This is a genomic window from Fertoeibacter niger (assembly GCF_009380135.2).
GTDB lineage: Bacteria > Pseudomonadota > Alphaproteobacteria > Rhodobacterales > Rhodobacteraceae > Fertoeibacter > Fertoeibacter niger.
Genome location: NZ_WHUT02000008.1, coordinates 217,402 through 239,522 on the forward strand (window position 1 = coordinate 217,402; position 22,121 = coordinate 239,522).

Genomic DNA, 22,121 nt, shown 5'->3' on the forward strand with positions numbered 1-22,121 from the left:
TTTGTCGGCGTCCCGGGTTTGGTGCGCGCCTTTGCCAGCGGATTTCCAGTTTGACGCAGCCCGGGCACCACATGTGCCTGATCATGAACCCGGGCGACCCTGGTGTTCATGCCATCCTGCCGGCATCTGTTTTGGTGGTTTCCCCTGCATCCTCTGCGGGCGGGGTCTTGGGGTGCGCGGACAGCCAGTCGCGGATTTCGGGCGCGCTGGCGCGGCTGACTGGCCAGACCTGGCCATCCAGATCGGTAATCTGCGCCTGGCCTTGCCGGTAGCTGAGGGCAACCACCTCGTCACGGCGGATCCACAGCGAACGGTGGCACTGCCAGCCCATCGCTTCGGGCACCATCGCCACGGCGTCCCGCAGGGTCATCCGCAATAGCGTCGTGCCCTTTTCGGTGACGACTTCGATATATTGGTTGGCAGAATGCATGCGCCGCAGCCTGCCGCGGCGGTCCGCTGGCAGCTTCAGCAACAGCGGCACCTTCAGCGTCACCTGCACCCGCCATATCGGCACAAGCTCTGGCAGGTGTCCCAGCCGTTCGCGCAGCATGGGGGCGCAGGCGTAAACGGCGACGAAGGTTCCGGGCAGGGTCAGCGTGGCCTGACGGAAAATGCGCGGGCCGCTCCAGGTGAAATCCGGCACGACGAAAAGGGATATCACCTGCGAGAGAGTGACCGCCACCATCCACAACCCGACAGGGGCGACGAAAAACGGCAAACCGCGCTGCATGACAAACCATGCGACATGCCCCAATGTTCCCCAGCTGAACGCCCAGAACATGGCAACCTTTATTGTCGTCAGCAGATGCCCGACAAGGGCGGGAGCCTGCAAGTCTGGGTATTCCGGTTTCATGATGCCGGTGAACAACATCGTCAGCGGCAAAAGGTAGGAATAAAGCAGAACGGGATGCGTATTGTAGGCCCGCGCCGCCTGCACGAAATCGGCGCGGGGCCTGAAATTGTTGCGCACCATCTGGCGCAACTCGGCTGTTCCCAGAACCCTGGAAAAATGAAACCCCATTGCCTTGCGAATGGCACTGCGAACGTTCTGCAACCCAAAGACTCCATGACATCATGCCGGGCCGCGTTACGCCAGAAATCCAGACGACACACCGGAAACTATTGAAAGACGGGGCGATGACGGCTGCACCAAACTTGATGACACTCGCACATACCTGTTCTATTTCAGATACTTGGCGGTTGATCAAGAGAGCGGTATTGATTTGACAGAATTTTGTTCGCCGCGCTAGCAAGTCAGCGAACAGCCGGGTCGTGACCCGATGAACATGACAAAGCCAACCCCGTCAGCACCCAAGGCCGGAGGGATCAAGAGGTCTGCATCCTGACATGACGCGCCAAAAGGCGCAGGGCGCGAGCCACTTTCGTGGCCCGTTCCTTTTTATTGTGCGCCTCGGAAGGAATGGCTCCGGTCTGCAACCCGTCTCGTCCGAACACCCCAATTCGCAGCAAAAGAGCTGACGGCGCAATTCAGGGTTGTTCGTTAAACAAAACAAGAAAGCCGGCAAAAAAATATGCCTGTCCCGCCCTGAAACTTCAACTTTTGCGCCGCCGTAACCTCCCGCATCCGTTGCAACCAGAACCCTTGAAAAGAGTGTCCCATGCCGTTTGAGATCCAGAACTTCGACGATCTGTCCATCCCGTTCGCTGATCGCGGAACGCCGACAGTGATCGACATGGCTATCAGTCTGCCGCAGGGGTTTGATCCTTCGGATGTCAACCTGCTCACGCTCTCGGGGTTGATGGCGGGTGATACGATCGGTTTCGCCGCTGGGTCGCCGCTGACGGTCAACAATGGCGTCCTGAGCGACCAGTTCGGGATCCTGGGCAGCGTCGGGCAGGCCAACGGTCAATTCGTTGTCAGCTTCAACCAGGGATTTCTGGCGGTGGGCCTGCGTCTGGAGCAACTGATCGAGGCACTGACATTCTCGACAACCGATGGAGCCACATCCGCGACCCGCAATCTGACGCTGACGGTGGAAACACCCGTCAACACTGCAACAGGTGACACGACGATCACGATTTTCGACCCCGGCTTTGATCTGGCCGGGCTTGACGGCCTGACGGTCGGCGAAGATGCCGCGCGCAGCCCGGTCATCCTAGACGGCAGCGTTGATTTCACCGTCAGCACGGCCACGTTCCAGAATGGCTCGGTTGTGCTTTCGGGGCTGGCCGAGGGCGATGTGGCAGGCATCTTTACCGGCGCGAGCAGCCTCTTTTCGCTGGACGGATCGACCCTTTTCTACAGTCTGGGTGCCCGGCCCATCGTGGTCGGGAATGTGTCGTTCGCGCAGGGCAGCATGACCGTCTTTTTCCCCGGCGACGTGGGGGTCGAGGTGATCGACAATCTGATCCAGAACCTGACCATCGCCAACCCCACCGGCACCGGCCCCGTGACACGGGACATCACCGTTACCGTCACCGACAGCCTGGGCGTGTCTGACGCGCAAAGCGCGACCGTGCGAATTCTGCCCGGCATCGACGGGCTGCGGGACATATTGCGTGTCGACAGCAGCACGCAAAACATCAGTGTGCTGATCGACACCGATATAGCGCCTGTTCAGGCCGGGGATTATGCGGATGGTCAGCTTACTGTTTCAGGTTTGGGTGAATTCGACAGTGTTTCCCCATCTGGCAACGGCCTGACCAACATCCCGTTTGACGAGACCAGCGGAGAACTTGCATTTGATGGGGCGACGTTTGCCTCATACCAGCGGGTCGACGCGGGCGGCGGGCTGTTCACCTTTCAGATCGATTTCGGCACGCTGAACCCCGTGGATGCCGCGCTGGTCGAACGGGTCATCGAAGCTTTGCTGTTCACCTCTGAGGCCCTAGCGCCCAGCAGAGACCTGACCTTCACGCTCGGCACCGCAGGCGGGCCGGTGCGGATGGATACCGTGACCGTGCTGTCGTCTGATCCTTACACGCTGGAAAACCTGGTGTCCGAAGTGGTCATCAGCCCTGCCGATGCGGCCACCGGGGCGGTCATCGACGCAGATGTTGATTTTTATCTGGCGGTCGGAGCACCGTCCGCGTTTCTTGGCATCAGTGGTCTGCGTGACGGGGATTTCATCGGCATCAATCAGGGTCTGGGCAGCCCCTACACCGTTGTCAACGATCAGATCCTGGATGCGGGAACGGGCACATTTGTTGCTGAGATTTTCACGGCACCCGGCAGAGTCGAAATAAATCTGGGGTCTCACGTTGATCGCGAGGCTACCCTCGACAGCCTGATCCAGAACCTGACCTTCGGCAGCACAGCTGTGACGCCGGATGAAACGCGCCAATTGACCCTGTCAATCAACGGCCTTGGGAACACTATCGGCACCGTCGATGTGCATATCGTGCCTGACGGTGCGGTGCAGCTTTTCGGTGTGTCAGCCTCGGCGCTGTTTGGGAGCGTGTCCATCGCGACCCAGCCGCAAGTGATCGACAGTGACGTCAGCGTGCGGCTGAACGGATTTGACACCCAGGATGCCACCATCCAGGTGCGCAACCTCGCGTTGGGTGACGCGGTGACGCTGCGGCTGGAGGGCGACGGACCGGGCGAATTTGCGGTGGACGGCGCGACCCTGCGCTATGAGGGGCAGGCGATTGGCACCTATATGCCCGGTTCGGCCAGCGGCATTGCCCCGCCCAGCAACTTTGTCGTCACGCTTGGCGCGGGGGTTCCTGCCGCCGTGATCGAGGCGCTGATCGAACATATCCAGTATGCGAACGCGGCTGCCGACCTGCGCGCGCCGTCACCCCTGACAATCGTGATCAACGACGCCACGGGCCACACTGTTGCCGGCCGTGAAGTCGGCATCAGCCTGGTTGCCGGGCTGGACACACTGAAAGAGGCGGTGGGCTATGACATCGCCACGGCCGCCATCGCCCAGCACATCGACACCACCGTGACGATCCCCGAAACCGACCCGCTGTCGACCTTTGGCGGCTCGCTGACGGTGACAGGGCTGGTTGCGGGGGATGAGATCGGGCTGAATGCCCCGCCCTCCAGCAACATCATGCTGATTGACGATGCGCTGGTGCTGGGCAGCAGCCGCATCGGCACCTTCACGCGGTCAGAAGGGCAGATCGTCTTTGCCTTCAACAACGGCACAGGCCGCGGCAATGTCGAAACGGTGCTGAACGCCCTGACCTTCCGCAACACCGCAGAAACCCCTGCCGCCGAGCGTGACCTGACCATCACGCTGGTCAACGGCGCGGGCACCACCGTGTCGCAGAACGTTGTGGCCGTGACCATCGGCGACGCGACCTTTACCGATGTCGCCCCGACCGTGACGATCCCCGCCGGGATCACCGCCACCGTGCTGGATTCCGACATCACGCTGAACATCCCCGAGGGCCTGGATTTCAACGGCGCGGCGCTGATGGTCAGGGGGGTTGCGACGGAAAATGAGGTGCTTTCCATTGTGCTGGAGGAAGGCGGCGCGCTGAACACGATCGAAAACACAATCTTCTTCAATGGATTGGCCGTTGGCACATTTTTCGGCGGCACAGCGCAACGGGTGCAAGAGCTACTGATCGAGACCCCGCTTGTCGTCACGCTGAACAGCAATGCCACCGTCGCCGCCGTCGAGGCGATTGCCGAGGCCATCGGCCTTGCCACGGGCACAGACCCCGCGCCGGCCGGCCGCGACCTGAGGCTCAGCCTGATCGCTGGCCGCGACACCGCAACACCCACGGTTATCGCCGAGGCCAAGATCGCCGTGACGGTTACGCCGCCGCTGATCGAGGGGCTGAACGACCGGGCCGATTACATCCTGGGCAACAGCCTGCTGCGGCTCGACGACGATGTCACCATTCCCGCCGCCACTTACAACGGCACCACCATCACCGTCTCGGGGCTGGAGACGGGCGACCGTCTGGGCGTTGTGGATTTCAACCCCTTCGATCTGCGGCTTGTGCCCAGCGATGTGATTGAAAATGGTGGCTTCATTGACAGGAGCACTTTCGGAGGCACTATCCGGCTGGGCACCTGGACTGGCGGCAATGGCGCTGATCTGGTGCTGCAACTGGACGCATCGTTCAATATCAGCCAAATCTCGGTCGAAGCCATCCTTGAATCGCTGGGATTTTCCACCACGAATCCCGATCCGTCGCGCACCCTCGGCATCACCCTGACCAATGGCGCGAACGTGGTTTCACGCGACACGATCACCGTCACGGTGGATGCTCCCGGTGCGGTCATCACCGGCCTTGCCGAGGCCGTGACCTTCAGCCCGGCGCAGGCCGCCATGTCGCAGGTGCTTGATGCCGACGTCAGCTTTGCCGCGCCATTCCGTGACTATGACGGCGGCACGTTGACCGTAAGCGGCGCTGCGGCGGGCGACATAATCTCGATCCGGCATGACAGCGGCGCGCCTTTCGCCATTAACGGTTCGACATTGACGGAAAATGGCAATCCCATCGGCACGCTGGGAACGACGCCGGACGGGGCCTTCGAAATCAGCTTTACCGGGGCAACCGACGCGGCCCTGATCGAGCGCCTGATCGAAAACCTGATCTTCTTTGCCGGGCCGGGCGCGCCCGTCACCCGCGATCTGACGATCACCGCGACCGACAGCGACAACGAGACGGCCAGCGGCACGATCACCGTCCGCGTGGCAAACCCGCCGGAAATCGCCGATCTGGCCAACAGCATCCGCATCCTGCCCGCCGATGCAGCCACGCCGCGCGCCATCGACAGCGATGTGACCTTTACCGCCCCCGACAGCAGCTTTGACGGCGGAACGCTGCTTGTTCGCGGCGGGGTCATGGGTGACTCGCTGTCGATCCTGCACGGTAGCAGCCCGACCGAAGGGTTCCAGGAGACGCCCGACAGCATCGGCAACGTGCTTCGCCACGGTGCAAGCGGCAACGAGGTTGGCCTTGTCAATTATGGGCCGGGCGGAATTGCGTTCACGTTCAACGCGAATGCCACGGCGGCGATGATCGACGAACTGATCCAGAGCATCGCCTTTGCCAGCACCGCCGTGCCCCCTGTGCCGACGCGCGACATCACCTTCACGCTGACCGACAGCTTTGGCACCAGCGTGACCGAGACCGTCCGCATCGACATTGTGGAGCCGAACGAACGCGCGCTGAACTACACCGTGCTTGTGGGCGATGCCGATCCTGCGCCGATCGTCCAGCCCGGGGTTGCCGCGGCAGGCGTGGCCTATGACCTTGATCCGGCATCGCTGTTCGGCACCACCGCCGCACCCGACACGTTCCTTGTCAGCTACACCGGCCTGATCGATACCAACAAGGGTGGGCCGAATGACAGGACGATCATCACCCTGGATGGGCCCGCAGGCATGATGCTGCGCGTTGACGGCGTATTGGTCATGCCCGACGAAGCGGGAATGGCGGCGCTGGACCTGTCGCCCGGGCTTCACCGCATCGAACTGCTTGTGCCGCACAGCGCAGCGGGCGGGGCCGTGACATCGGCCGTGCCCAGCATCACAGTCGGCACGGGTCTGTTTGTTGACGGCCCCGACTATCGTGTGCCGCCAGTGGATCTGCTGGTCGCGGCCAGCACGACGCCCGAGGTGTTTTACCGGGTGGAAGGCAACGTTCGCATCACACTCTTCGACTTTGTCGGCAACTTCCCGCAACTGTTGTTCGTCACATCTCTGGACGATGTGGCGGCCGCGATGCAGCGCGCTGCGCAGGCCCTGAACCCCGATCCGGCGGCGACGGTGGAAACCACGCAGACCGTGACGGCCATCCGCGTCGGCACAGGTGCCAATGACACGCTGCGCGGGATTGACGGGCAGAACATCGAGATCGAAGGCGGCTATGGCAACGACCTGTTCCTTGCGGGTGCAGGGGCCGACACGATGGATGGCGGACAGGGCCGTGACACCGTGTCTTACGAGGCATCTGGCGCTGCCGTCGCGGTAAATCTGCTGACCGGAACCGGCGAGGGCGGCGATGCCGAAGGCGACGTGCTGCGCCACATCGAAGGCATCATCGGTTCGGCGCATGACGATCTGCTGACCGGCAGCCATGGCGATGACACGCTGACCGGCGGACTTGGTGCCGACGTGATCCATGGCGGCGATGGCAATGACAGCCTCCTTGGCAGTCAGGGCGGCGACCTGATCACCGCCGGCACCGGCAATGACTGGATCCACGGCGGCAAGGATGACGACACGCTGATGGGCGGTGCCGGTGACGATACCGTCAACGGCGGGCAGGGCCTTGACGAGGTGCATGGCAATGACGGCAACGACCAGCTCTTTGGGCTGAGCGAAGACGACATGCTTTATGGTGGTGCCGGAAACGACAGCCTGTTCGGCGGCGACGGCAATGACCTGCTGACCGGCGGTGACGGCAATGACCAGCTTGCAGGCGATGCTGGCGATGACATCCTGCTGGGGGGCAACGGGCAGAACACCTTGTCCGGCGGTCTGGGCGATGACCTTCTGGTGGGTGGTGCAGAGGCGGATTCGCTGCTTGGCGACGCGGGTCAAGATACGCTGGACGGGGGCCTCGGCAACGACACCCTGTCGGGCGGCGATGGCAACGACCTGCTGTCGGGCCGCGAAGGCGCGGATATGCTGACCGGGGATGCCGGGGATGACCTGCTGGATGGCGGACTGGGCAACGACACGCTGTCGGGCGGCGATGGTGCAGACCTTTTGGTGGGCGGGTTCGGGGACGACAGCCTGCTGGGCGGTCAGCAGAACGATCAGCTCTTTGGCGGTGACGGCAACGATTGGGCCCATGGCGGAAAGGACAATGATCTGCTGGATGGCGGGGCGGGGCTGGACACGCTGGATGGCGGGGTTGGCGATGACACGGTGATGGGCGGCACAGGCGCCGACCTGCTCATGGGCAATACCGGGGATGACAGCCTGTTCGGCAATCAGGACAATGACGCGCTGTTCGGTGGCATCGGAAATGATTGGTTGCACGGTGGCCAGGGCAATGACACCCTGACCGGCGGCGCGGGCCAGGACACGCTGAACGGAGGGCAGGGTGCCGATGTCTTTGTCTTTGCCCGCGCCGATCTGAATACCGGGATCGACCAGATCGACAGTTTTGCCCAAGGCGAAGACCGCATCGCCCTGTCGGCGGATCTGGTGACATTCCTGCAAAGCAAAGGCGGAACCGCCGCCGATGCTGTTGTCTGGAATGGCACGACCGGCCTTGTGTCGCTCAATCTGGCGGCGGTTGGTCTGTCTGGCAGCATTGATCTGGCCCGCGTCAATTCCGGTGGCGCAGCCCTGAACCTGACTGTCGATGACTTCGGCTTTATGTGATGCACATCTCAACGCCGCCATGGTTCTCCGTGGCGGCGTCCCGGCAACGGCCTGGCGGGGGAGTGGACAGAACAGGGGGGCTCCTTCGTCATTGCAGCCCGTGCCCATATCATCGTGTCGTGCCGTTCAGGCTTTCAAGGAATGCCACAATGTCGGCACGCTCGGTCGGCGACAGCTTGACCGATCCAAGCGCGAATAGCCGGGGTTTGCGGTGGTCGGCATAATGATCGACTACGGCCTCCAGCGTCGCAAGCGAACCATCATGCATGTAGGGGGCACGCGACAGAAGCTCGCGCAAGGTGGGTGTCCGGAAGCGGTGTTCGTCGAACTTGCGCAGGGTCAGGGCACCGCGTCCTAGATCATCATCGGTCAGGCCAATGTCGTGGAAACCGCCATTGGTGAAGGCCCAACCGGTGTGGCAGGTGGCGCAGCGGGCTTTGCCCGTAAACAGGTCAAAGCCGCGCTTTGCCTCCTCGGACAGGGCGTTTTCGTCGCCAGCCACATAGTGGTCAAAGGGGGACAGGGGGGAGATCAGGGTTCGCTCATAAGTTGCGATCGCCCGCGACACCGTGTCCGGGGAAATCGCGGGGTCGTCGGGAAACGCCTCGGCAAAGGCCGCCACATAGGTTCTGTCCGCCGACAGCCGCGCGACGAGCAGGCCGAGATCAAGGTTCATTTCGACCGTGGAGGAAACCGGACGCAGTGCCTGGTCTTCCAAACTGTGGGACCGCCCGTCCCAGAAGAGCGCCGTCTGGATGGCTACGTTCCATAGTGTCGGCGTATGCCGGGCAAGGGTGCGCCCACGCAACCCGGCAGCCGTTTTGCGCCCGTCCTCGAACCCCTTTTCCGGCTGGTGGCACGAGGCGCAGGAGGTCGCCCCATCGGCCGAAAGCTGCGGGTCGAAGAACAGCCGCTGACCCAATGCGGCGCGTTCCGGCGTATAGGGGGTTTCTGCCGGAAACGGGATCCCTGCGGGGCGGGCGAAGTCGGACAGATCTCCATCGGCATAGGCCGCTTGGGGCATAACAAGGGCCGTGGCAAAAGCAAGAACCAAGGCGTCTGCGGTCTGCTTGAAAGAGAAGTTCCGGATCATTTCGACACCTGTGCGATCCCTGCCTCGGTCTGGCAGGCGGCCAGGGCGGGCAGGCGGTCCCGTTCCAGAATTTCGCGCCATCCGGCGTCATAGATGCCCGAGACGCGCAATTCACCTGTGATGCCGCCGGATTTGGTCGGGGCGACAATCATCTCTTCCAGCCAAAGATCCTCTGCCCGAAGCTGATAGACAAAGCGATCGACGCCCTGAACAAAGGTGCTGAAGGGCAAGAAGGTTGCCCGCATGCGGAAACAGTTCGCAAAGCCCTGAAGCGGCACATCGGCGTCAATTTCCGTGACTTGGGCGGTAGCGGCAAAGGCGGTATAGCCGCGAACGCCGCCAGAATTGGGCGCACAGGCGGCAAGGGCGGCAAGCAGTGCGAAGGCAGCAGCGGCGTTCAATCGGTTCAGAGTCGGCATGGTGTTTCCTTGAAGGCTCGGGCCGCTGTGCGGGCACCAGAGGGGGGGATGGTCTGATTTAGGGGAAGCGGGGTTGGCGGGATCATCCGGCCTCAACCTCGCGCAGAAAGCCGTCGAGCATCGTGTTGAAGGCATCGGGCCGCTCGATCATGACGGCATGGCCGGTTGCGGGAACCGGCACAAAACGGGATCCCGCGATGCCGTGGTGAACACGGGCCGCCCTTTCGGGCGATATCGGGCGGTCTTCGGTGCCCGAAACGATCAGCGTCGGCGCGGTGATGGCGGACAGAAGGTCACGGATGGCCTGCCGCCCGGCAGATGCGGCGGCCGCACGGGACAAGGTTTTCGGCAGACCGCGGAGCACGCCGCGCCAGTGTTCGCGTGTCATCCGGGATGCAGGATCGGCCAGAAAGGTATTGCCGAACAGGATCTTCATCAGCGGGCCCGCGGCAAGGCCGGGCCCGAACAACTGCACAAAGGCGATCAGCGCCTTGTAGCGCGGCAGGTTCGACCTCTCTTCGGCCTCCGCGCTTGGCCCGATCAGCGTCAGCGAGCGCACAAGCGCCGGATGCCGCGCCGCAAGCCGCATGGCTATGAAGGTGCCCATGGAAAACGCGACGACATGCACCCGGTCCAAGCTCAGCGTTTCGATCAAGGCGGCAGCATCCTCAGCCAGATTGTCGAGGTCAAGGCCATGCGGGGTCATCTCGGATCGCCCCTGCCCGCGCAGGTCATAGGCAATCACGCGATGGGTCGCGCGAAAGCGGTCAACCTGCGCATGCCAGGATGTGCTGGGCAGCATCAGGCCGTGGATGAACAGGATCGTCTCACCCGGGCCGCCGCTGTCCTGAACGAAAAGCTTCGCCCCGTTGATATGAAGATGGGTCATCATCGGGCTCCGAATTCGGCGGTGGATTGCACGGGAATTCGCAGTCTGAGGTCTGCTGCAGGCCGCAGACTCGCCAGCGTTTCCGCAAGCGCCTGCGTGCGCGGGGTGACGATGTCGCCGAAGGTCGCCACGAACTTTGCGTGGTCGGCCACGAAAGGGCGGGTCGCCTGATACGAAAGTTCGACCATCTCACGCAGTGGCTTGATCGCCAGCGACAAGAGCCGCAGTTGCCAAGGCGTGATGGCCTGAATCCGGGGGTTAAGGCCGGCGATCTCGCCCGCCTCACGGATCATCGCGCGGGTGGTTGTCACTGGGGCATTGGGCACGTGAAACACGCCGCCGCTGGCGCGCGGGTCGGTGCCCAGAATGGCCATCGCCGTGCCGAAGTCGGGCACATAAGTGTAGCTGTGGGGAAGGTCAGGGTTGCCCAGCACCCGCACGTATGCGCCGGAAAGCAGCGCCGTGAATACCTCGGCTCCAAGGGCCGCCTGCGTGACGCCGGGGCCGAAGAAGTCTGCGCCGCGCGCCACGGCCATGTCGATCCGCCCGTCCTGAAAAGCGGCCAGCAGTGCGCGGTGCATGGCAGCGCGCGTCGATCCCTTGCGCGTTCTGGCGATCAACGGCGTCTTTTCCGTCATCGGGCCGTCGACCGGCCCGTAGCCATAGAGGTTCTCGGCCACGACCAGCCTTGCCCGCGCCGCCTCGGCCAGCCGGATGGCGTTGTCCTGCAGGGCGGGAAACTCGGTGGGCCAAAGGTGGTAGGGTGGCTGCACGCAGAAGTATATCGCAGTTGCCCCCATGGCGGCATTGCGCATGGCACCGGCATCAGACAGGTCGGCGGTAACCACCGTGGCCCCGTTCGGCAGGCCTTCAACAGCCCCGCGGCGGTTGACAAGGCGGACGGTGTGGTCTCGGGCAAGGAGTGCACGGGCGGTGGCGAGGCCCAGCGGCCCGCTGCCAAGAACTAGGTGAAGCGAAGTCATCGAACGGGTTCCCAAATGTGAAGGGTGAAGATTCGGGTCAGGCGGCGGCGCGGTGCCGCAGCGCGCCCAGCAGGTGCAAACCGATCAGGATCAGCCACAGCGACAGCCCGAGAAACCCGGCGATGGTGAAAAGCGAAAAGAGATCGCCGTTACGCCCCAGGGCGATGGCCAGCCCTTCGGCCGTGCCGATTCCGATGGTGATCGCGGTGGCAAAACCGATGCCGCCGGTCAGGCGCTTAGCCTGACGCCATTGCAGCGCCGACAGGGCCAACACGAAAAACACCAGCAGCCATTGGCCCAGATGCTCGCCAATCGCCACACCGCCCCAAGTGTTCAGGATGTCGAACACCCCTTCGGCGGCGGCCTTGGCGGTTGCGTCCCCAGTTGCATGGCGCTGCGCAAGGCCGGGGATCACGAACACCCAACGCCACAGCCCGATGGCCTGCGCCACGCCTGACAAGGCGCCAGTGATCGCCGCGAAGAGCGCCAGACGATCCGATGTGCTACGGTTTGCAGGTGTCAGTGCCAATGCGATGGATAGCGGCACAAGCAGAAGGGCTGCCCAAGCAAACGCATGCCAGGTCAGGATCAGCGGTGCGCCGCCGTCGGCAAAGCGTGACAGAGCCTCGGCTGCCGGGCGGCGCAGAATGTCGGGATAGTCATAGATCGCGACAAGATTGGCGTATGGCAGGTTAAATCCGATGGCCATTGCGATAGCAGAAAGGCCGAGAATGAGGGAACGATCAGTCATGATGGTTGCTTTCGGATGAAGGATTCAATGAGTTGTGTCGGGGGCCAGTGCCGCGAAGGCGCTGAACAGCACGCGCTGCAAGCCCATCGGCAGGCCGGAAAAGTGGAGATTGGTGTCCAGCAGCAACCGTGGCAGCCGCCGCGGATCGCGCGGCATCCCGGCGGCATTGGCGCGTCCGGCTTCAGCCGAGGCCTGCATGCCGCGCAAAAACTGCTCGAACCCCACACCAGGGGTAGCGGTGCGGCGCAAGACCGCAGGAGAGTTCGACGCGTCGCAAAAGCCGTGCAGGGTTTTGGAGCGGACCGACATGCTGGCCCCAGCCGCAAGCACACGTTCAGTCTTGCCGACCTGGAACGTCACGCAGCCCTCCAGCACCTCCAAGGTCCCGGTCAGATGGGAATGGCGGTGCAGCGGACTTCCGGCCGCCCCGGCTGGAATTTCTGTCGTGAACACTAAAGCGTTCCGTTTCCGGGTCGGGTGGGGGGACTTGAGTGTGACCACATCACGTGTCACCGCGTTCTTCAGCACTGTGTCGCTCATCGCTTCCCCTTATCACCGTGTGGTGACATGCATACGTCACTATACGGTGACATGTAAAGTCACCATGTGGAGACAAATTTGCACACTCGGGTTGCGCGAATGCGCCGAGCGGATTATCTCCAGTCGGTGACACGACAGGAGAGCGTCATGGAAGGCAACGAAAGCAGCCCGGAAGCCCCAAACGACGCGGCACTTGTCAAGGATCGCAGCCGTGATCGGGCCGCGACCGAGCGGCGAATACTTGATGCCGCCCAATCTATCCTGACCGAGCAGGGGTCGGCGGGTTTCGGGGTCAATGCCGTGGCGCGGGCCGCGGGCGTCGACAAGCAGTTGATCTATCGCTACTTCGGGGGCCTCGACGGGCTGCTTGTGGCACTTGGCGAACGCCTGGCCGAGTGGTGGCAAAACAAGCTGCTTGCGGATGCACCGGCCACGCCACAACAAAGTTATGGCGATTTGATGGAAATTCTTGCCCTCAGGTTGGTTCAAATCATGCGCAGCGAACCGCTGGCCCAGCAATGTGCTCTCTGGGAACTGACCGATGCATCAAGTCCTGTCGCCGCGATCACCGCGGCACGCGCGCGGGCGCTCGGTGCATGGATGGCCCGCGCCCGCGGTGACCTGCGGCCCCCAAAGGGTGTCGATGCCCCTGCAATCAACGCCTTGATTGTCTCTGGCATCAGCTACTTTGTTCTCGCCGGTCGAACATCGAGTAGTGTCATCGGACTTGAAACCAGGGACGAAGCAACTTGGGCGCGGATCGAGTCAGCTGTCCGCGCCCTTGTTAAGGGTGTTTATCACGCCCCATGAGCACTCGGTCGACACGGGCCCAGACTGTTCTCTGGGGCAGACGGCAGATTTTGTTGAAGGGATAGGCGGGCCAGAGTCTAGCCAAGCGTTTGCTTTCTGTGCGGCAGCTTGTTTCGTGGGCACCAAGATAGGTGTGTGGAGTCCGAGATGATGCAGTCGCCGTCACGGCTTTGGCGTTGACTGAACTGGATTTGCAACACGCGGATGCTGCGGACGAATTCAAAGGCATCGCCTGAAACGGCGACGTCGGCGCGCTCGCCACGCTGGACCCGAACCTGTGGCGGCGGATCCTGCGGCACGTTGATTTGAGGCGCGGCCCGGAAGGCGATGCCGTATATTCGCCGCCGTGTCCTTCGGTGTGCCGTCGGGCTTGTATTCAATGCTCACGGCCATGATCGCGGGATCATGGGTCAGGATGTTGAAGAAGCTGAACGATCTTGCATTGGGCACGCCATCCGCCGACAGCGTGGTGATCAGTGCGATGGGGCGGGGAACTACGGTGGGCTCTGTTGCACAAATCTCGTGAGGGATTCATCTTGTGAATCCAGCGTGGTAGCTTGGGCGTCATGAGCAGACCCACACCCGCGACCCACAAGACCCGGGACTGGCCAGCTTATATCACCGACGAAGCCGTGCAGAGGCCAAGATGCACTGTGTGAAACTGCTGGGGCAGCGCCTGTCCGCCCGGGACTTCGACCGTCAGGTCGCAGAACTCCAACTGCGCGTTGCCGTCCTGAACGGCTTCACTGCGCTCGGCATCCCTGTCACGGAAGCTGTGGGATAAGTCCGTCTGGGGAAAGGGGAGCCTCGGCCCTCAGCTGATTTGTGCAACAGACCCTGCGGCAATGGAAAAAGTGATGACGCGTCTTGCCCCCGTGCTGCGCGCACACGGATCACACATGAACATGGAAATCCTGCATGTCGGCGATGCAGGCTTCGAATTCCCTCCGGATCAAATCCGAAAAGGTGCGCATGTCTTTTCGAGACGCAGGCAGGAACGGCCGGTCGGGGGGATGCAGGCATCGGGCCGGACCCTCGGCTGCGAACAAAGCGATCAACAGCACATGCGGTCAAGGGCATAAAGCCCCGCATCCCGGGCAGGAATTCCTTTGGCAAGGCTATTAAGCGCGATAAGCGCAACTTATCAGGGCTATTTGGTGGCGACATGACGTATGGTAGTGGTCTGCATTATCCATCTATTATGCACATTAATCAATTTAAGTTCTGCAATAGCTACTAATATCCGAGAACGACAAAGTCGCCAGCCGTCAGAATCGCGGCATATGCCCTGGAAGCTGCGCAGATCTGTGCGTTGACCCCGAGGCAGCGTCATCCCGGCTCTGCGGCCGCTTTGCTGACAAGGCCGGCAGCGTGCATGAGCAGCCGGGGGCACGCCGACATGCCGGTGGAAGGCGGGTTTGATTGTGCTGGCCGATCGGTGGCCGATGCGACTTGCGGCCTCACGCAGCGCCAGATTGCCCTCATTCAAAAGGGTCGTTGCGACGACCATCCGCCAGGCGACCAGACATTCCATCGGCCTGATGCAGACGCAGGGCAAGTAGCCATCGAATAAGGATGATCCCGACATCCCGGCTTCACCGGCAGACGCCAACGCCGTGGCCGGGGCGCGTGGTTGAAACTTGGGTCCTTGCTGCCATGCCGAGTTCTGGCGGCGATGAAACGGCAGGGTCGGGCATAGTGTCAGAACCCCGCGCTCATGACGTTCTGCCGCGCGGTCAGGCATATTGGCCCCGTTGCTTGAGCGTCAGGAATGCGCAGGCGCTTGGGTGCCGCCAGGGGCGTGCAATGTTCGCGATTGGAAAGATCGCCACAGAATAGGCAATAAAATTATTGCATATCCATAAAAAGTGCATTAGCCTTGGTCAAAGGGAGCGTTGGCAGTCGTCAGCGCGAGGCAAGTGCAGGGGGGGGGCTTTCCGTGGCGAAAGTAACGCTGGCAGAGCGTATGCTCATCGGAGGCGAGCTCGTCGAAGCCATCGACGGTGCCTGGATCGAGAGTATCAATCCAGCAGATGAAACTGTTATCGGCCGCGTCCCGCGCGGATCTGCGGCAGATGCAGCACGGGCGGTCGAAGCGGCAAATGCAGCATTTCCTGCCTGGGCGGCGATCTCCGTCGCAGAGCGCGCCACAGCCATGCGCGCCTTCGCCGCACGGATTTCCGACCTGGCCGAAGAGTTCCTGCGAATCGAGGTGTTGGACACGGGCAATACCGTGCGGCCGATGCGCCATGACGTGAAATACTCTGTCGACAGCCTCGATTACTATGCGGGCCTCGGATATGAGCTGAAGGGTGAGACGATCCCCGCGTCGACAAGCGGGCTGCATCTGACCCTGCGCGAGCCTTACGGTGCTGTCGTGCGGATCACGCCGTTCAACCACCCGCTGATGTTTGCCGTGTCACGCACGGCAGCGGCGCTGGCGGCGGGGAATACGGTGATCGTCAAGCCCTCGGAAACCAGCCCGCTGTCAACGGCCCTTCTGGCCGAAGTTGCCCGCGAGACGCTTCCGCCCGGGGTGTTCAACATCGTGACCGGGCTTGGCGGCGAGGCTGGCGATGCCCTGGTTCGTCACCCGGGTATCCGGCGCATCGCCTTCACCGGCTCGGTTCCGACGGGCATGGCGATCCAGCGCGCCGCGGCCGAGGTTTCGGTGAAACGGGTGTCGCTGGAACTGGGCGGCAAGAATCCTTTCATCGCCTTTCCCGACTGCGATCCCGACGAGATCGCGCAGGCGGCGGTGCGGGGCATGAACTTTACCTGGCAAGGGCAATCCTGCGGGTCGACCAGCCGTCTTCTGGTGCATGAAAGCCTCCATGACGCCGTGGTGGACCGCGTTGCCGCGCTGGTCGATGCGATCCGGGTGGGCGACCCCATGAGCGAGGATACGGACATGGGTCCGATCAATTCGGCAGGGCAATACCGGCGCGTCATGTCGATGATCCAGATGGCCAAGGATGACGGCGCACGTCTGGTATCGGGCGGAGCGCGCCCCGCCGGCAGCGATTTCACCCGCGGCTACTGGGTGCGCCCCACCGTCTTTGCGGGGGTGGAGCCGAATGCGCGCATTGCCCAGCAAGAGGTGTTCGGCCCCGTGTTGTCGGTGATCCGCTGGCGCACTGTCGAGGAGGCGATCGCCATCGCCAACAGCACCGAATTCGGGCTGACCGCCGCAATCTGGACCCATGACATTGACCGCGCGCTGAGCACGGCGCGGCAGGTGCAGTCGGGCCATGTCTGGATCAACGATGTCAGCGCGCACTACCCCGCCGTGCCCTTCGGTGGCTACAGGAACAGCGGCGTTGGCAACGAGGAATCGATCGAGGAGCTGTTCAGCTACACGCTGACCAAGGCGATCAACATTTCACTTCGGGGCTAATCTTGACATAACCGGCCCCACACGGGGCCATTCCACTGGGAGGATGGAATGAAGACCATGTTCAAACCGGTCACACTTGCACTTGTGCTGACACTGACGGGCCTTGCACCAGGTGCGCGCGCCGAAACCTACAGAATGCTCAGCAGCTGGGACACCTCGACCGAGCCGGTCGCGGCCTTTGTTGCCGAGACGTTCATTCCCCAGTTCGAGGCGGCGCTTCCGGGCCACAGCGTTACCGCCTTCGGGCCGGAATCGGTCCCGCCTTTCGAACAGATGGAACCGGTGCGTGCCGGTGTCTTCCAGCTGCTGTTCACGCATACGGCCTATCACTATGGCACGACGCGCGGAGCCTTTGCGGTGGATGCCATCGGCGGCACGGTCACCGAGCGGCGCGAGGCCGGAATATGGGACGAAGTCGATCGCCACTACAATACGCTGGGCCTGAAGCTGATTGCGCTGGTGCCCGTGCCGCTAGGATTCCAGATCCAGACATCGGCCCCGCTGGTGGACGGGCAGTTCACCGGCATGTCGATCCGGGGCAGCCAGGTCTATCACGGCCTGATCAGCGAACTTGGCGGGGCACCGGTGGTGATGCCTATCGGCGAGGTCTATACCGCGCTGGATCGGGGCGTCGTGCAGGGTGCTGCCGGGCCCCTGCTGGGGGCGGTGTCGCTGGACTGGAATTCGGTCGCGACCAATCTGGTGCGGCCGCGGTTTGGAACGCCGACCTACTATCTGCTGATGAACATGGACACGTTCGAGGCGCTTCCGGCGGATCAGCAGGATGCACTTCTGCGGGTTGGGGCCGACCTTGAACTGGCGTCAGAGCCGCATTTCCAGGCCGCCATGGAGGCAGAAGAAGCAGCCCTCATCGCTTCGGGATCGACCGTGGTCGAGATCGGAGGAGACAAGGCGGCGCAGATCCCCCAGATCTGGGCGGATACGCTGTTTTCCGCGGCGTCCGAAACCGATGCCGAGGTGTCCAACCGGCTGCGCGAGCTTGCCCGCGCGGCTGGCCTGACGCCCTGAGCATAACCGACTGAACCGGGGAACAAGCATGTCAGGCATCTTCGCACGCTGGATTCAGATCTGCACCATGATCGCGGTTGCGGCGACCTGCATGATCCTGCTGCTTACCCTGTTCGAGATCGTCATGCGGCGCAGCGGCCATCCGACCTACTGGGTTCTGGACAGCTGCGCCTACCTTCTTTGCCTCATGGTCGGCTCGGCATTTCCGGCCATCACGGCGCGCAATGGAAATGTCGCGATTACCCTTGTCGTCGACGCGCTTCCGCAAGGTCCGCGGCGCATGACCTATCGCGGCATAGACCTGCTGAGCGGGATCGGCTGTGCAATCGCCGCTGTTTTGTGTGTCATCGTTCTGCAACGGCAGATCGACCAGGGCATCACCACCGTCTCGGGCGTTGTCATTCCGAAATGGTGGCTGACGGCCGCCATCCTGCACGGGCTTTTGGGCAGCTGTTTGATCCATCTGCTTCACGCCGGTGCCGGCAGACCTAACCAGAAACAGGAAAGCGCCGTCTGATGGACCCCATCCTTGCCTTCTCGGCGCTGGTAACGGCACTGCTTGTGTTGTTCTTCGTCGGCGTCCCGGTCTATGTGGCTTTTCTGTTGTGCAACATCGCAGGGATCTTTCTGCTGGTGGGGCCCGCTGGCACCGGCATGTTCGTGAACAGCCTGACAGATACGGCAACCTCGCTTCCTCTTGTCACGCTGCCCTTGTTCATCCTGATGGGCGAAGTCCTGTTCCGTGCCAATGCGGTGGATCAGCTTGTGAGGTCGGTCAACACCCTGGTCGGACGCATTCCGGGGCGGCTGTATTTTTTGACCATCGTGATCTCGACGATCCTTGCGGCACTTTCCGGATCCGCCATGGCGGCGGCTGCAATGCTGGGGCGCACCGTCGTGCCGGTGATGACCGAGCGTGGCTATGACCGGCAGATGACGCTTGGCGCCGCAATCGGCGGTGCCTGTCTTGCGCCGATCATTCCGCCCAGCGTGATGGCGATCATCGTGGGCACAATGGCGCAGGTGTCGATCGGCGATCTGTTCGCGGCGGGGATCGTTCCGGGGCTGATGCTTGCAGGGATGTTCCTCGTCTATATCTATGTCAGGATCCGCCTGAACCCGGCGCTTGCACCCGATGACGCGCCGGTGCAGCGGCCTGACGGGCGCCAGGTCGTCGTGGCCATCGGGCAGCTCGTCCCCTTTTCGGTGGTGATCGCGGTCGTGATGGGCAGCATTGTCCTTGGTCTTGCCACGCCGAGCGAATCTGCCGCCATCGGTGCCATTGGCGCGATGGGTGTTGCGGCCCTTTTCGGCAAGCTGAGCCTGCGCATGATCTACGAGGCAACCGCCTCGACAGTCATGGTCAGCGGCATGATCATGGTCATCATGCTGTCGTCACAGCTGTTCTCGCAGCTTTTGGCTTTCAGCGGCACCGGCACGATCCTGCGCGATTTCATCGCCGGGCTCGATCTCAGCAGCGGGCTGATGCTTCTGATCCTTCTGGCGATCCCTTTTGTCCTGTGCATGTTCCTGGACGAGATCGCGACCATGCTGATCCTGATCCCGATCTATCTGCCGCTTCTGCCCGTGCTGGGGTTCGACCCGCTCTGGTTCTGGACGCTGTTTCTGATCAACATCAGCCTTGGCGCCATTGCGCCACCGGCGGGCTATGTTCTGTTTGTGCTGCAAGGCATCGTGCCCGATGTGCGGTTGACCGACCTGTTCCGCGCGGCGGTGCCCTATGTGCTGATCTTCATCGTTGCCATGGTGATCATCGGCACATTCCCCGGTCTTGTGACCTTTGTTTCGGATTGAGAGAGACCGGCGATGCAACAGACGCAGGCAGCCGTGATCACCGCCTTCGGCGAGCCGACCGAAGTGATGGATGTTCCGCTACCGCCGATGAAAACGGGCAGCACGCTGCTGCGGGTGGATGCGGCAACGCTTTGCGGGACCGATATCGGTCGATGGAAAGGGGCGCTGCGTGAAGGCGGCAAGGATCAAGCGTTCCTGAAGCCGCTGCACCTGCCATTCGTTCCCGGCCACGAGATCTGCGGCACGGTGGAAGAAGCCGCTGGCCCGGTGCGCGACATCCTTGGCGCCGAGGTGCGGCCCGGAGATCGCGTCATATCGTCTTATGGGCACTGCGGCGAATGCTATTACTGCCGCGTGACCCGGCAGACCTCGTTTTGCGCCGGGGTGATCAGCTATGGCCACTGGCAACCCGAGCAGTTGCGCGGTGGCTGCGCGCGGCATCAGATCGTGCCGCCGTCCGCCAGCCTGATCCGCGTGCCCGATGGCATATCCCCGGCGGTTGCGGCATCTGGTAGCTGCGCGCTGCGCACGGTGATGCATGCGATGGAGCAGCTTGGCGCGATCGAAAGCCACGAGACGGTTCTTGTGCTGGGGGCAGGGCCGCTTGGCCTTTACGCGCTGGCCGTCGCGGCCGACCGGGGGGCTGGCAGGAAGCTGATGATTGGCGCGCCCGAGCGGCGACTGGATGTGGCGCGCGGCTGGGGTGCCGATAGGCTGCTGAACCTTGACGAAGAGCCGGATGCGGGACGGCGTGTGGATTGGGTATTGGCCCAGACCGGCGGTCGCGGGGCGGATATCGTCATCAACTGCGCCAGCGGCGCAGCAATCGTCGAGGCGCTGCGCATGTGTCGGCCGGGCGGGCGGCTGTCGCAGATCGCGTCGTCCAGCGGGGCAGAGATCGGGATGCCGGGCGCGCTTTTGTTCAAGGGAGTCCGCATGAGCTTTCCGGTCATGGCCGAGGCTCGTCACTTCTATCAGGCGATGGTCTTTCTGGACCTTCGCAGGAATGACTTTCCCTTTGACACAATGATCTCTAGTAGTTTTTCTCTGGAAGAGACTGGAGCGGCACTGGCCGGCATGGCAGAGCTGCGTGAAATGAAGCCGGTGATTTTTCCGAACGCGATGCCGGGAGACAGTGTCCGTGAGTACGGCCGACAAACTGATGGCGACATTCGCCCTGTTCGGCGGTGATAGGGTCGAATGGACGGTCGAGGCTGCGGCCGCCGAACTGGGTGTTCCGGCCAGCACCGTCTATCCATATTTCCGCGCGCTGAACGAGGCCGGTCTTGTGGCGGCGATCAGTCCCGGTCGGTATGTTCTTGGGCCGACTATCGTGATGCTGGACCGGCGCATGCGGTTGACAGACCCGCTGATCGTGCCCGCCGCAGAGGTCATTCAGGACATCAAGGATCAGGTTGCCATCCCCGGGGTCTTTTTGCTGTGCAGGTTGTTCCGCCATCAGGTGATGTGCCTTCTGTCCGAAGAGGTGAACCAGTCGGGGCTGATGGTCAGTTATGAGCGGGGCCGGCTGATGCCGTTGCACCGCGGGGCGGCGTCAAAGGTCATTCTGGCCGGTTTGCCCTCGCGCATCGTGAAGGGGTTTTTCGAACAGGATCCGGGGCGTTTCGCAGCCGCGGGATTGGGCGATGACTGGGAGGGTGTGAAGCAGTCCTTGCGCGTGATCCGGCGCGGGGGCGGAACCGTCACCTATGGCGAGCTGGATCCTGGGCTTGTCGGGCTCGCAAGCCCGATCATCGCCGCCGACGATACCGTTCTTGGCAGCCTCGGCTTCGCCTCGACAGCGGAACACATGGATGGCCCCACCATCGCCCGGCTGAAGGATCTCGTCATCGCGGCGACCGCCCGCATCAACGCCGCGCAGAGGCGCAGCCAGTAAGGCCGCTTGGATGATGCGGTGATCCTGCCGGGCATCGTATCGCACCCTCTATGCGCAATGCGATAGCACGGTCAAGATTCGCCAAATGGCATAAAAATTATTGTTATACGATAAAAGTCGTGCTAAATTGGCTCACAAGATCCGCAGCATGCAGGGCGGGCCGGGGAGAGCGACGATCCGGCCCGGGCAGCCTGCTGCGTTGGCCATCAACTCAGCCTGGGACCG

General features: G+C 62.6%; 18 protein-coding genes and 1 pseudogene. 11 read left to right on the forward strand and 8 right to left on the reverse strand.

From position 1 onward, the window contains the following. Positions 1-106: 106 nt before the first annotated feature. Positions 107-973: a LytTR family DNA-binding domain-containing protein gene (locus GEU84_RS14590; protein WP_174539890.1), complete on the reverse strand. Its 867-nt coding sequence runs from the start codon at positions 971-973 to the stop codon at positions 107-109. Positions 974-1,619: 646 nt separating this feature from the next. Here GEU84_RS14590 and GEU84_RS14595 point away from each other — a divergent pair. Then, positions 1,620-8,273, forward strand: coding sequence for a calcium-binding protein (locus GEU84_RS14595; protein ID WP_152827348.1), 6,654 nt, complete (start codon positions 1,620-1,622; stop codon positions 8,271-8,273). 109 nt (positions 8,274-8,382) lie between these two features. Here the strand turns inward: GEU84_RS14595 and GEU84_RS14600 are convergent, their stop codons facing one another. The 6 genes from GEU84_RS14600 to GEU84_RS14625 form a co-directional block, all read right to left on the reverse strand. Continuing rightward, positions 8,383-9,366, reverse strand: coding sequence for a cytochrome-c peroxidase (locus tag GEU84_RS14600; protein ID WP_174539891.1), 984 nt, complete (start codon positions 9,364-9,366; stop codon positions 8,383-8,385). Further along, entirely contained in the window at positions 9,363-9,785 is a 423-nt protein-coding gene (locus GEU84_RS14605; RefSeq protein ID WP_152827352.1) for a hypothetical protein, read from the reverse strand. Before GEU84_RS14605 ends, GEU84_RS14600 begins: the two co-directional genes overlap by 4 nt. A gap of 82 nt (positions 9,786-9,867) precedes the next feature. Further along, positions 9,868-10,674: an alpha/beta fold hydrolase gene (locus GEU84_RS14610; protein WP_174539892.1), complete on the reverse strand. Its 807-nt coding sequence runs from the start codon at positions 10,672-10,674 to the stop codon at positions 9,868-9,870. Further along, positions 10,674-11,657: an NAD-dependent epimerase/dehydratase family protein gene (locus tag GEU84_RS14615; RefSeq protein WP_152827356.1), complete on the reverse strand. Its 984-nt coding sequence runs from the start codon at positions 11,655-11,657 to the stop codon at positions 10,674-10,676. Before GEU84_RS14615 ends, GEU84_RS14610 begins: the two co-directional genes overlap by 1 nt. A 37-nt stretch (positions 11,658-11,694) precedes the next feature. Further along, positions 11,695-12,408, reverse strand: a complete 714-nt coding sequence (locus GEU84_RS14620; protein ID WP_152827358.1) for a DUF4386 family protein — start codon at positions 12,406-12,408, stop codon at positions 11,695-11,697. A 24-nt stretch (positions 12,409-12,432) separates the two neighbouring features. Further along, on the reverse strand, positions 12,433-12,948 hold the full coding sequence (locus GEU84_RS14625) for a cupin domain-containing protein (RefSeq protein ID WP_152827360.1): 516 nt from the start codon (positions 12,946-12,948) through the stop codon (positions 12,433-12,435). A gap of 147 nt (positions 12,949-13,095) precedes the next feature. On the opposite strand from GEU84_RS14625, the gene GEU84_RS14630 reads away from it, so the two are divergent. Then, positions 13,096-13,758, forward strand: a complete 663-nt coding sequence (locus GEU84_RS14630; protein ID WP_174539894.1) for a TetR/AcrR family transcriptional regulator — start codon at positions 13,096-13,098, stop codon at positions 13,756-13,758. 219 nt (positions 13,759-13,977) lie between these two features. Here GEU84_RS14630 and GEU84_RS21145 read toward each other — a convergent pair whose 3' ends face one another. Next, a complete protein-coding gene (locus tag GEU84_RS21145; RefSeq protein WP_338144806.1) occupies positions 13,978-14,208 on the reverse strand; it encodes a hypothetical protein in 231 nt (76 codons plus the stop codon). Here GEU84_RS21145 and GEU84_RS21465 point away from each other — a divergent pair. The 9 genes and pseudogenes from GEU84_RS21465 (at position 14,150) to GEU84_RS21470 (ending at position 21,896) form a co-directional block, all read left to right on the forward strand. Then, positions 14,150-14,284, forward strand: a complete 135-nt coding sequence (locus GEU84_RS21465; protein ID WP_338144810.1) for a hypothetical protein — start codon at positions 14,150-14,152, stop codon at positions 14,282-14,284. The genes GEU84_RS21145 and GEU84_RS21465 overlap by 59 nt on opposite strands. Positions 14,285-14,374: 90 nt before the next feature. Then, positions 14,375-14,542 (forward strand): annotated as a pseudogene (locus GEU84_RS14640) (IS5/IS1182 family transposase); the annotation flags it as partial. Positions 14,543-14,615: 73 nt separating this feature from the next. Beyond that, positions 14,616-14,840 (forward strand): hypothetical protein, encoded by a 225-nt coding sequence (locus GEU84_RS14645; protein ID WP_152827363.1) that lies wholly within the window; start codon positions 14,616-14,618, stop codon positions 14,838-14,840. An 857-nt stretch (positions 14,841-15,697) separates the two neighbouring features. Continuing rightward, a complete protein-coding gene (locus tag GEU84_RS14650) occupies positions 15,698-17,155 on the forward strand; it encodes an aldehyde dehydrogenase family protein (RefSeq protein ID WP_217438580.1) in 1,458 nt (485 codons plus the stop codon). Between the two features lie 48 nt (positions 17,156-17,203). Then, a complete protein-coding gene (gene dctP, locus GEU84_RS14655) occupies positions 17,204-18,184 on the forward strand; it encodes a TRAP transporter substrate-binding protein DctP (protein ID WP_152827365.1) in 981 nt (326 codons plus the stop codon). Between the two features lie 28 nt (positions 18,185-18,212). Next, complete coding sequence (locus tag GEU84_RS14660) at positions 18,213-18,701, forward strand: TRAP transporter small permease (protein ID WP_152827367.1); 489 nt, start codon at positions 18,213-18,215, stop codon at positions 18,699-18,701. After that, positions 18,701-19,999, forward strand: coding sequence for a TRAP transporter large permease (locus GEU84_RS14665; protein WP_152827369.1), 1,299 nt, complete (start codon positions 18,701-18,703; stop codon positions 19,997-19,999). Before GEU84_RS14660 ends, GEU84_RS14665 begins: the two co-directional genes overlap by 1 nt. Before the next feature lie 12 nt (positions 20,000-20,011). After that, positions 20,012-21,190 carry an alcohol dehydrogenase catalytic domain-containing protein gene (locus GEU84_RS14670; RefSeq protein WP_152827371.1) on the forward strand — a complete coding sequence of 393 codons (1,179 nt, stop codon included), beginning with the start codon at positions 20,012-20,014 and terminating at the stop codon, positions 21,188-21,190. After that, the gene (locus GEU84_RS21470; RefSeq protein WP_152827373.1) at positions 21,141-21,896 is read left to right on the forward strand and encodes an IclR family transcriptional regulator domain-containing protein; all 756 of its coding nucleotides are present in this window, start codon (positions 21,141-21,143) and stop codon (positions 21,894-21,896) included. Before GEU84_RS14670 ends, GEU84_RS21470 begins: the two co-directional genes overlap by 50 nt. Positions 21,897-22,121: the final 225 nt, after the last annotated feature.

Coding starts and splice junctions, on each gene's coding strand:
- GEU84_RS14660 (WP_152827367.1), top strand. CDS start 18,213: ATGTCAGGCATCTTCGCACGCTGGATTCAGATCTGCACCATGATCGCG.
- GEU84_RS14590 (WP_174539890.1), bottom strand. CDS start 973: ATGGTGCGCAACAATTTCAGGCCCCGCGCCGATTTCGTGCAGGCGGCG.
- GEU84_RS14605 (WP_152827352.1), bottom strand. CDS start 9,785: ATGCCGACTCTGAACCGATTGAACGCCGCTGCTGCCTTCGCACTGCTT.
- dctP (WP_152827365.1), top strand. CDS start 17,204: ATGAAGACCATGTTCAAACCGGTCACACTTGCACTTGTGCTGACACTG.
- GEU84_RS14595 (WP_152827348.1), top strand. CDS start 1,620: ATGCCGTTTGAGATCCAGAACTTCGACGATCTGTCCATCCCGTTCGCT.
- GEU84_RS14645 (WP_152827363.1), top strand. CDS start 14,616: ATGACGCGTCTTGCCCCCGTGCTGCGCGCACACGGATCACACATGAAC.
- GEU84_RS14630 (WP_174539894.1), top strand. CDS start 13,096: ATGGAAGGCAACGAAAGCAGCCCGGAAGCCCCAAACGACGCGGCACTT.
- GEU84_RS14670 (WP_152827371.1), top strand. CDS start 20,012: ATGCAACAGACGCAGGCAGCCGTGATCACCGCCTTCGGCGAGCCGACC.
- GEU84_RS14665 (WP_152827369.1), top strand. CDS start 18,701: ATGGACCCCATCCTTGCCTTCTCGGCGCTGGTAACGGCACTGCTTGTG.
- GEU84_RS14625 (WP_152827360.1), bottom strand. CDS start 12,948: ATGAGCGACACAGTGCTGAAGAACGCGGTGACACGTGATGTGGTCACA.
- GEU84_RS14620 (WP_152827358.1), bottom strand. CDS start 12,408: ATGACTGATCGTTCCCTCATTCTCGGCCTTTCTGCTATCGCAATGGCC.
- GEU84_RS14610 (WP_174539892.1), bottom strand. CDS start 10,674: ATGACCCATCTTCATATCAACGGGGCGAAGCTTTTCGTTCAGGACAGC.
- GEU84_RS14615 (WP_152827356.1), bottom strand. CDS start 11,657: ATGACTTCGCTTCACCTAGTTCTTGGCAGCGGGCCGCTGGGCCTCGCC.
- GEU84_RS14600 (WP_174539891.1), bottom strand. CDS start 9,366: ATGATCCGGAACTTCTCTTTCAAGCAGACCGCAGACGCCTTGGTTCTT.
- GEU84_RS21465 (WP_338144810.1), top strand. CDS start 14,150: ATGATCGCGGGATCATGGGTCAGGATGTTGAAGAAGCTGAACGATCTT.